General features: G+C 67.0%; 8 protein-coding genes. 4 read left to right on the top strand and 4 right to left on the bottom strand.

Annotated elements, in window-relative coordinates:
• Nucleotides 1–1,794: penicillin-binding protein 2 (gene mrdA, locus JHC99_RS15105; RefSeq protein ID WP_292155263.1), on the top strand; the 1,794-nt coding region annotated here is incomplete at its 5' end.
• The gene (gene rodA / locus JHC99_RS15100; RefSeq protein WP_292155261.1) at nucleotides 1,791–2,954 is read left to right on the top strand and encodes a rod shape-determining protein RodA; all 1,164 of its coding nucleotides are present in this window, start codon (nucleotides 1,791–1,793) and stop codon (nucleotides 2,952–2,954) included. The genes mrdA and rodA, both read left to right, overlap by 4 nt.
• A gap of 1 nt (nucleotide 2,955) precedes the next feature.
• Here the strand turns inward: rodA and pip are convergent, their stop codons facing one another.
• Nucleotides 2,956–3,930, bottom strand: coding sequence for a prolyl aminopeptidase (gene pip, locus JHC99_RS15095; protein ID WP_292155259.1), 975 nt, complete (start codon nucleotides 3,928–3,930; stop codon nucleotides 2,956–2,958).
• 23 nt (nucleotides 3,931–3,953) lie between these two features.
• Nucleotides 3,954–4,319: a DUF423 domain-containing protein gene (locus tag JHC99_RS15090; protein WP_292155257.1), complete on the bottom strand. Its 366-nt coding sequence runs from the start codon at nucleotides 4,317–4,319 to the stop codon at nucleotides 3,954–3,956.
• A 48-nt stretch (nucleotides 4,320–4,367) separates the two neighbouring features.
• Here JHC99_RS15090 and JHC99_RS15085 point away from each other — a divergent pair, with 48 nt between their 5' ends.
• The gene (locus JHC99_RS15085; RefSeq protein WP_292155256.1) at nucleotides 4,368–5,531 is read left to right on the top strand and encodes an MFS transporter; all 1,164 of its coding nucleotides are present in this window, start codon (nucleotides 4,368–4,370) and stop codon (nucleotides 5,529–5,531) included.
• Nucleotides 5,532–5,534: 3 nt separating this feature from the next.
• On the opposite strand, the gene JHC99_RS15080 is transcribed toward JHC99_RS15085, so the two are convergent.
• Nucleotides 5,535–6,203, bottom strand: coding sequence for a hypothetical protein (locus JHC99_RS15080; protein ID WP_292155255.1), 669 nt, complete (start codon nucleotides 6,201–6,203; stop codon nucleotides 5,535–5,537).
• Nucleotides 6,204–6,343: 140 nt separating this feature from the next.
• Nucleotides 6,344–7,945, bottom strand: coding sequence for an isocitrate lyase (locus JHC99_RS15075; protein ID WP_292155253.1), 1,602 nt, complete (start codon nucleotides 7,943–7,945; stop codon nucleotides 6,344–6,346).
• A 153-nt stretch (nucleotides 7,946–8,098) separates the two neighbouring features.
• On the opposite strand from JHC99_RS15075, the gene JHC99_RS15070 reads away from it, so the two are divergent.
• The coding region (locus tag JHC99_RS15070; RefSeq protein ID WP_292155252.1) for an ImmA/IrrE family metallo-endopeptidase at nucleotides 8,099–9,135 on the top strand (1,037 nt) is incomplete at its 3' end.

Genomic DNA, 9,135 nt, shown 5'->3' with positions numbered 1-9,135 from the left:
ATCGCCGGCAACCGGCCCAGCTTCCGCGTCCTGGTCGTGCGCGACGAGACCAAGGATCTGGACCAGACGCTGGACCTGCTGGGGCGGCTGTTGCCCGACACGATCGACCGGCGCCGTGCCATCATCCGCGACGTCAACGCCGCGCCGCGCTTCAGCCCCGTTCCGGTCAAGACGGACCTGTCATGGGAAGAGTTCGCCCGGGTCAATCTGTATGCGCCCGAACTGCCGGGCGTGATGGCGGACATGAACGAGACCCGATTCTATCCGTTCGGCGGGTCGTTCGCCCACGTCATAGGCTATGTCGCCAAGGTCACCGACCGCGACATCAAGGCGATCCGGGACAAGGGGCAGGAACCGCCCACCATCCTGTTCAATCCGGGCTTCCGCATCGGACGTTCAGGCGTCGAGAAGGCCCTGGACGCCGACCTGCGCGGCGAGGCGGGCGGCAAGCGGGTCGAGGTCGATGCGCGGGGTCGTGTGGTGGCCGAGGATATCGGCGGATCGCGCCCGGCCATCAACGGCAAGGACGTGGTGCTGACGCTGGATGCCGACGTGCAGAACCGGGCGCTCGAGGTGTTCGGCGACGAGAGCGGTGCCTGTGTCGTCATGGATGTGCGCAACGGCGACATCCTGTGCATGACGTCGTCGCCGTCGTTCGATCCCAACCTGTTCGTCGGAGGGGTGCCGTCGCGGATCTATCGCGCGTGGAGTGATTTCGAGCGCAAGCCCCTGCTGGACAAGACGATCAACGGCGTCTTCCCGCCGGGCTCTACCTTCAAACCGGCGACGGCCCTGGCCCTGCTGGCGGCGGGGGTCGATCCTGCTGATCGGGTCAACTGCAGCGGCGTGTTCCGCACCGGCCAGCGCTGCTGGGGTCGGCATGGCTCGCAGGACATGCACGAGGCCATCAAGAACTCGTGCGACATCTATTTCTACACGATGTGCAATCGCGCGGGCGTCGACGGGATCCGCGACACGGCCTTGAAGCTCGGCTTCGAGCATGTGTTCGACATCGGGGTCGATAACCAGAAGAAGGGGCTTCTGCCCTCGACGGACTGGAAGCGCCGCACTTTCCCACGCGATCCGGTCTGGCATCCGGGCGAGACGACGTCGGTGGCGATCGGCCAGGGCGCGGTGACGGTCAACGCCCTTCAGCTGGCGACCTATACGGCGCGCCTGGCCAACGGGAAGAAGGCGATCCTGCCGCGTCTGATCAAGTCGGTCGGGGGCGTCGAGCGTCCGTCCGGGGCCGCCGTGCCCGACCTGCCGTTCAATCCCGCCCATATCGAGATCGTGCGTCAGGGCATGATCGCGGTGGCCAACGATCGGTCCGGCACCGCCTATCGCCAGTCGCAGCTGGGGCTGGGCGACATCCAGATGGCCGGCAAGACCGGGACCGCCCAGTCGCGTGACTATGGCTCGGGCACCCGCAAGTCGAACGTCTGGGCCGAGAAGGACCACAACCTGTTCATCGCGTTCGCGCCGGTGGACGCGCCTCGTTACGCCGTCGCCGTCATCATCGAGCACGGCGGTCGGGGCGGGGGCACGGCCGGGGCGCCGCGCGCCCGCGAGGTCATGCGCACCGTCCTGCTCAAGGATCCCGAGATGCGCGAGCGGATCACCCGCCCGCCGCCGCCCGAGGCGACGGGTCCCCAGATCGACGAGGGCGACATCGGTGCCGCGCCCGAACCCGCGGTGGCACCGCCGACGCCCGCGCGTCGGACATCCTCTGCGCCGGCCCGTGATCCCAATGTGCCCCCGGGCTTTACCCCTTATCAGGCGACGCCCCGATGACCGCCTCGGCCCTGACCCGTCCCGGCGAACGCGAGCGGCTTTCGACCAAGCTGGGCGAGATCGAATGGCGGCTGGTCGCCCTGCTGTGCGCTGTCGCCATGGTCGGCACCGCCATGCTCTATTCGATCGCCGGCAGCAGCTGGCAGCCCTGGGCGATCGATCACCTGATCCGGTTCGGTGCCCTTCTGGTCGCCATGCTGGGGCTGTCGCTGGTGCATCCACGATGGTGGTTCCGTGCCGCCTATCCGATGTACGGGGTGCTGCTGATCCTGGTGCTGATGATCGAGTTCACGCCCCTGGGCTATGAGCCGGCGGGTGCGGGGGCCAAGAACTGGCTGAACCTGGGCTTCATGCGGATTCAGCCCGCCGAGTTCTTCAAACTCGGTCTCGTCCTGGCCCTGGCGCGCTGGTACCACGACCATACCGCCCAGGAAGCGCGATGGTCGTGGAAACTGATCTTCCCGGCCGGCATGATCGGCGTTCCCTTTTTGCTGATCGCCAAACAGCCGGACCTGGGTTCGGCCATGATCATCGGCCTGACCGGGGCGGCGGTCATGTTCGTGGCGGGTCTCAGCTGGAAGATCATCGCGGCGGGCGGCATCGCGGGCATCGTCACCATCCCGCCCTTCGTCATGTTCGGGATGCACGAGTACCAGCGGAATCGTGTCCTGACCTTCCTCAGTCCGGAATCCGATCCGACCGGCACGGGCTACAACATCATCCAGTCGAAGATCGCGCTGGGATCCGGCGGTCTGCTGGGGCGGGGATATGGCCTCGGCAGCCAGAGCCAGCTGGAGTTCCTGCCCGAACGCCAGACCGACTTCATCTTCTCCACCCTGGCCGAGGAGTTCGGGTTCGTCGGGTCGTTCGCTGTTCTGGCCTGCTATGTCGGGATCATCCTGATCGCCTTGCGCATCGCCTCCCTGGCGCACAGCCATTTCGGTCGGGTCGGGTCGGCAGGGATGACCGCCTTCTTCGCCCTGTTCGTGCTGATCAACGGCGCGATGGTGATGGGGCTGGCTCCGGTCGTGGGCGTGCCGATGCCGCTGTTGTCCTACGGCGGCTCGTCGATGATGACGGTGATGATCGGCTTTGCCTTCATCCTGTCGACCCGGGTCCACCGCTATGCCGAACTGCCGAAGGGGTATGGGGCTTTCTAGGCTACAGCCCCGCCGCCCAGTCCGTGGCCCGCACCAGGCTGTCCACGATCCCCGGCTCGCTCGACGCGTGGCCTGCATCCGGCACGATATCCAGCTTCGCTTCGGGCCAGGCCTTGCTCAGGGCCCAGGCGCTGGCGATGGGGGTGACGACGTCGAACCGCCCCTGCGCGATCCAGCAGGGGATGTGGCGGATGCGGCCGATGTTCTTGAGCAGCCAGCCTTCCTCGGGGAAGAAGCCGCCGTTGGTGAAATACCAGTTCTCGATCCGGGCGAAGGCCAGGGCGAAGTCGGGTTCGGCGAATTTGTCGGGCCGGGCACCGGGGCCCTCGACGCTGACGGTCTCGCCCTCCCAGCTGGACCAGGCGACGGCGCAGGCCTCGCGCTCGTCCTTGTCCGGTCCGATCAGCCGCCGATAGTAGGCCCCCATCAGGTCGTGGCGCTCATCCTCAGGGATCGGGGCGACGAACCGTTCCCAGGCGTCGGGGAAGATCATCGAGGCCCCGTCCTGATAGAACCAGTGCAGCTCCTTCTGGGTCAGCAGGAAGATGCCGCGCAGCAGCAGGGCCTCGACCCGCTCCGGATGGGTGATCGCATAGGCCAGCGACAGGGTTGACCCCCACGACCCGCCGAACACCGCCCATTTCTCGATGCCGCAGCGTTCACGCAGGGCCTCGATGTCCTCGATCAGGGTCCAGGTGGTGTTGTCCTCCAGCGAGGCGTTGGGCCGCGACTTGCCGCAGCCGCGCTGATCGAACAGGACGATGCGGTACTTGGCCGGGTCGAAATAGCGCCGCATCCCCGGATTGACCGCCCCGCCGGGACCGCCGTGCAGGACGACTACGGGCCGCCCCTGGGGGTTGCCGCATTCCTCGTAATAGATCTCGTGCTCGGTCCCGGTCTGCATCCAGCCGGAGGCGAAGGGCTCGATTTCGGGATACAGCTCGCGGCGCGGCGCGTCGGGCGTGGGGAAGGCCATGGGCGGAGCGTCTCGACGATGGATCAGGCGCGGGAGGAAGGATTCCGGAATGCGGCAAAGGCCAGCAAAAGCCAAGCTGCAATCATCAGAACCCCGCCGATGGGGGCGACAGCGCCGAAAGACGGTTCCCGGCCGGTCAGTATCATGGCCACGCAGAAGACCAGTCCACCCACGACCGCCAGCCAGCCGGCGGTATCGCTGAGCCGGCTGCGCAGGGGCCAGGCGGCGCAGGCGAGGGCCAGCAGGGCGTGGACGATCTGATAGTGGGCCCCGGTGGTCAGCAGGGTCTTGATCGCCGGTCCGGCACCATGGGCACCGAATGCGCCGACCATGACGGCCATGGCCCCGTTCAGGGCGGCGAAGATGGCGAGGTTGCGGTTCAGGGTCATGATCGATCCCTAGCGCATGGGCGCGCCTTCGTCTGCTAGGGAGCGGCCATGAAGTCATCATCGCGCATGGCGCTGCAGTACATCCTTGTGTTCGGAGCCAATGGGGTCAGCCTGCCGTTCATCGGGCTGTGGCTCAGGGCACGGGGGCTGGACGGGGCCGAGATCGGCGTGCTGCTGGCCGCGCCGATGCTGGGGCGGATCGTAACGGGTCCGGCCATCGCCCTGTGGGCCGACGGGTTCGCGCACAGGCGGACGGCGATCGCGTTTCTCGCCGTGCTGGGCACGGCCGCCTATGCCGCCATGCCGGTCGTGGACGGGTTCGCGTGGTGGGCGCCGCTGTGGTTCGTGGCCGCGACATGCGCCGGGGCCCTGATGCCGCTCAGCGACGTGTTGACGATGCGGCTGGCGGCGCGCGAGGGTTTCGCCTTCTCCGTGCCGCGCGGGTTCGGATCGGCGGCCTTCGTGGCCGCCAATGTCCTGGTCGGGGCGCTGCTGGTCACGGGCTCGGTCGATCTGGTCATGGTCTGGCTGATCGCGGCGGGGGTACTGCTGGTCGTCTGGGCGCGGTTCGGTCTTCCTGCGGAGCCGGTGCTGGAGGGCGGGCCGGCGGCGGGGCTGGAGCGGTTCCGGGGCCTGCATCGGCTGCTGGCCGATCCGGTCTTCATGGCGGCCATCGTCGCGGTCGGCTGCGTCCAGGCCAGCCATGCCTTCTACTACGGATTTTCCGCCATCCTGTGGAAGGTGGCAGGCGTGCCCGAGAGCCTGACCGGCCTGCTCTGGGGGGCGTCGGTCGTTGTCGAGATCGCCTTCATGTGGTGGATCGACCCGTGGCGGCGGCGGGTCGGGATCGGGCCGTTGCTGATGCTGGGTTTGGGCGCTGCCGGGGGCGTCGTCCGCTGGGGCCTGTTCGCGCTGGAGCCGCCGCTGTGGAGCCTGTGGCCCTTGCAGGTGCTCCACACCTTCACCTTCGCCGCCACCTTCCTGGCCGGGGTGCAATTGGTCGAGCGCCTGAGCCCGCCCGACAGCCACACGGCGGCCCAAACCCTGAGTTCGATGCTGTCAGCCGGAGTGCTGATCGGCCTGGCGACCCTGGCGTCAGGGCCGCTATTCGACCGGTTCGGGGCAGGGGGATACTGGGCCATGGCGGCACTGGCGGCGGTCGGCGGGTTGGTGGCGTTGGGGTTGGGACGGTCCAGCCGGGTCCGAGGCTGATCTTCAGAGGATCGCCAGCAACAGCAGAACCAGAAGCAGGACCGCAAGCGCCCGGGCGGTTGCCCAGAGCGTAATGAGCGCCGCGCGTAGGTAGGACGTCGAGAGCTTGTTGCGAAACCAGAGCGTCTGAACGGCCAGAAACCAGGTCGCTCCCATCGCCATCACTGCGAGCCCAAGCGGGTTGGCAATGTCGGCGCGTCGCAGAATGATCCCGCCGATGGACACCACCATCACGCAGGGTGCCGCAAGATAGCACTGGGCGTAGAACGGTGCCCGCAGGGTCTCCCGGCTAAGCCTCTTGCCTTGCCGGTGGACAAGGCTGGCCGCTGCGATCAGGGGGATCAGGCTGAATATCAGGGACCGGAACAGGATCAGGTTCTGCTGAGACGCGGCCAGCGTCTTCATGGCGGTCGAGGTCGCCTCGAGGTCGGCCACATGAGCCTCGATGCCGATCAAATTCCACAGGACGATCGTCGCCAGAAGCACCAGTGGTGGGCTGAGCGCGTCGTCATAATGCTTCTCGTCGGTGTCGGACTGCTCCCGGTCCGAATAGTCCATCGTGGCCAGTGGGCGGCGGAGGATGCGCCACATCGTCAAGGGGTAAAAGATCAGCCAACTGGTGGCCTCGAATACGAACTCCTCGAAACTCCTCAGGATCTTGAGAAAGTCCATCGGGACTCCTTGGACGACCGACCCCGACACCGTGACGGGCGCCGGTTGACTGTCAAGTCCGTCGGCGAGTGCGAGCCGGCCAAGAAAAAGGGCCGACCCCCTTTCGGAGACCGGCCCAAGGTTCAGGCTCGTAGGATAAATCAGGCGGCTTCGCCGAACTGGTTCATCGTGTTGTGGGCACCGCCGGCCTTCAGGGCGGCTTCGCCGGCGAAATACTCCTTGTGGTCGTCGCCGATGTCGGAGCCGGACATGTTCTGGTGTTTGACGCAGGCGATGCCCTGGCGGATCTCCTCGCGCTGGACGGCCTTGACGTAGCCCAGCATGCCCTGGCTGCCGAAGTATTCGCGGGCCAGGTTGTCCGTGGACAGGGCGGCCGTGTGATAGGTCGGCAGGGTGATCAGGTGGTGGAAGATGCCCGCCCGTTTCGCGCCGTCCGACTGGAAGGTGCGGATGCGTTCGTCGGCCTCGGCCCCCAGCGGCGTCGCGTCATAGTCGACGCTCATCAGACGGGCGCGGTCATAGGCGGAGACGTCCTTGCCCTCGGCGGACCAGGCGTCGAACACCTGCTGGCGGAAGTTCAGGGTCCAGTTGAACGACGGCGAGTTGTTGTAGACCAGCTTGGCGTCGGGGATGACGGCGCGGATGCGGTCCATCATGCCGGCGATCTGCTCGACGTGGGGCTTCTCCGTCTCGATCCACAGCAGGTCGGCGCCGTTCTGGAGCGACGTGATGCTGTCCAGGACGCAGCGGTCCTCTCCCGTTCCGGCGCGGAACTGGAACAGGTTGGACGGCAGACGCTTGGGCCGCAGCAGCTTGCCGTCGCGGTTGATGATGACGTCGCCGTTCGACAGCTGGTCCGCCGAGATCTCCTCGCAGTCGAGGAAGCTGTTGTACTGGTCGCCGAGGTCGCCGGGCGCGTTCGAGACCGCGATCTGCTTGGTCAGGCCGGCACCCAGGCTGTCGGTGCGGGTGACGATGATCCCGTCCTCGACGCCCAGTTCCAGGAAGGCGTAGCGGCAGGCGCGGACCTTGGCGAGGAAGTCCTCGTGCGGGACCGTGACCTTCCCGTCCTGGTGGCCGCACTGCTTCTCGTCGGAGACCTGGTTCTCGATCTGGAGGGCGCAGGCACCCGCCTCGATCATCTTCCTGGCCAGCAGATAGGTGGCCTCGGCGTTGCCGAAGCCGGCGTCGATGTCGGCGATGATCGGCACGACGTGCGTCTGGTGATTGTCGATCGCGTTCTGGGCCTTGGCGGCGGCGACGTCGTCACCGGCCGCGCGGGCGGCGTCCAGGTCGCGGAACAGCATGCCCAGTTCGCGCGCGTCGGCCTGACGCAGGAAGGTGTAGAGCTCCTCGATCAGGGCCGGGACCGAAGTCTTCTCGTGCATCGACTGGTCGGGCAGGGGGCCGAAGTCGCTGCGCAGGGCCGCGATCATCCAGCCGGACAGATACAGGTAGCGGCCCTTGGTCGTGCCGAAATGCTTCTTGATCGAGATCATCTTCTGCTGGCCGATGAAGCCGTGCCAGCAGCCCAGGGACTGGGTGTATTGCGACGGGTCGGCGTCATAGGCGGCCATGTCGGCGCGCATGATGGCGGCGGTGTAGCGGGCGATGTCGAGGCCGGTCTGGAACCGGTTCTGCAGCCGCATGCGCGCCACGGCCTCTGCCGAGATGCCCGACCATGGGCCGGCCTTGGACTCGATCAGGGCGCCGACCTGGCGGATGTGATCCTGGTATGACATCGAAATTTCCTGCGTCTGGAAGGGGGTGTTGAACGCCGGATAGGCCGCGATGCTGCGCCTGCGAAGGCGTTGCGAAGTCGAGTTGTCAAACTTTACAGAAATCTGCTGTAATGTTGTAAGGATGGCGACGCCGCCGTCTGGAGATCGCCTGCGATGATGACGCCCCGCCGCCTGTTCGTGGGACCGAGCCTGCGCCGGATCCGGCGTGATCTGGGCTTGACCCAGGCCGACATGGCGGCGGACCTGGAGGTGTCGGCCTCCTACATCGCCCTGCTGGAGCGCAACCACCGGCCGCTGACGGCGGACGTGCTGCTGCGGCTGGCCCAGACGTACAAGATCGATATGGCGGCCCTGGCGCGGTCGGACGGGTCGGAGATCACGGCAAGGCTGCACGGGGTGCTGAAGGACCCGATGTTCGCCGACATAGACCTGCCGCCGCTCGAGAACGCCGACCTGGCGACCAATTTCCCGGGCGTCACCGAGGCCCTGCTGAGGCTCTACACCGCCTATCAGGAGGAGCATCTGGCGCTCGCCGATCGGGGGGTGGAGGCGCTGGACGGAGATGAGGGTGCGCCCGATCCAGTGGGGGAGGCGCGGCGTTTCCTGGCGGCGCGGAGGAACAGTTTTCCGACTCTCGACGACGCCGCCGAACGGCTGGCCCAGATCCTGACGGACGAGGGTGGGCTGGCGAAGCATCTGCTGGTCCGGCACGGCCTGACGGTACGTCGGCTGCCCACCGACGTCATGGTCGGGTCGGTGCGTCGGCTGGACCTGCACAGGAAGCAGTTGCTGCTCGACGATGCGCTGGATGCCGCCAGCCGGAACTTCCAGATGGCCCAGCAGATCGCGCATCTGGAAATGGCCGACGTCATCGAGGCCGTCGTGGCCTCCGCGACCTTCGCCACCGAGAGCGGCGAACGGCTGACGCGCCGGGCTCTGGCCAGCTATGCGGCGGCGGCGATCGTCATGCCGTATGGGGCCTTCGCGCGGGCCGCAGAAACGAAACGCTATGACATCGAGGCCCTGGCTCGCCAGTTCGGGACCAGTTTCGAACAGACCGCGCACCGGCTGACCACCTTGCAGAAGCCGGGGTCGGAGCGGGTGCCCTTCTTCTTCATCCGGGTCGATCCGGCGGGCAATGTATCCAAACGGCTGGACGGGGCGGGCTTTCCCTTCGCCCGGCACGGGGG

It is taken from the genome of Brevundimonas sp. (assembly GCF_016463485.1).
Taxonomy (GTDB): domain Bacteria; phylum Pseudomonadota; class Alphaproteobacteria; order Caulobacterales; family Caulobacteraceae; genus Brevundimonas.
Note: the sequence above shows the minus strand (reverse complement) of the source record. Positions and strands in the feature narration are given on the sequence as shown.

What these genes read in the sequence shown, in the direction of transcription:
- rodA (WP_292155261.1), top strand. Translation starts at nt 1,791, where the DNA reads ATGACCGCCTCGGCCCTGACCCGTCCCGGCGAACGCGAGCGGCTTTCG.
- pip (WP_292155259.1), bottom strand. Translation starts at nt 3,930, where the DNA reads ATGGCCTTCCCCACGCCCGACGCGCCGCGCCGCGAGCTGTATCCCGAA.
- JHC99_RS15090 (WP_292155257.1), bottom strand. Translation starts at nt 4,319, where the DNA reads ATGACCCTGAACCGCAACCTCGCCATCTTCGCCGCCCTGAACGGGGCC.
- JHC99_RS15085 (WP_292155256.1), top strand. Translation starts at nt 4,368, where the DNA reads ATGAAGTCATCATCGCGCATGGCGCTGCAGTACATCCTTGTGTTCGGA.
- JHC99_RS15080 (WP_292155255.1), bottom strand. Translation starts at nt 6,203, where the DNA reads ATGGACTTTCTCAAGATCCTGAGGAGTTTCGAGGAGTTCGTATTCGAG.
- JHC99_RS15075 (WP_292155253.1), bottom strand. Translation starts at nt 7,945, where the DNA reads ATGTCATACCAGGATCACATCCGCCAGGTCGGCGCCCTGATCGAGTCC.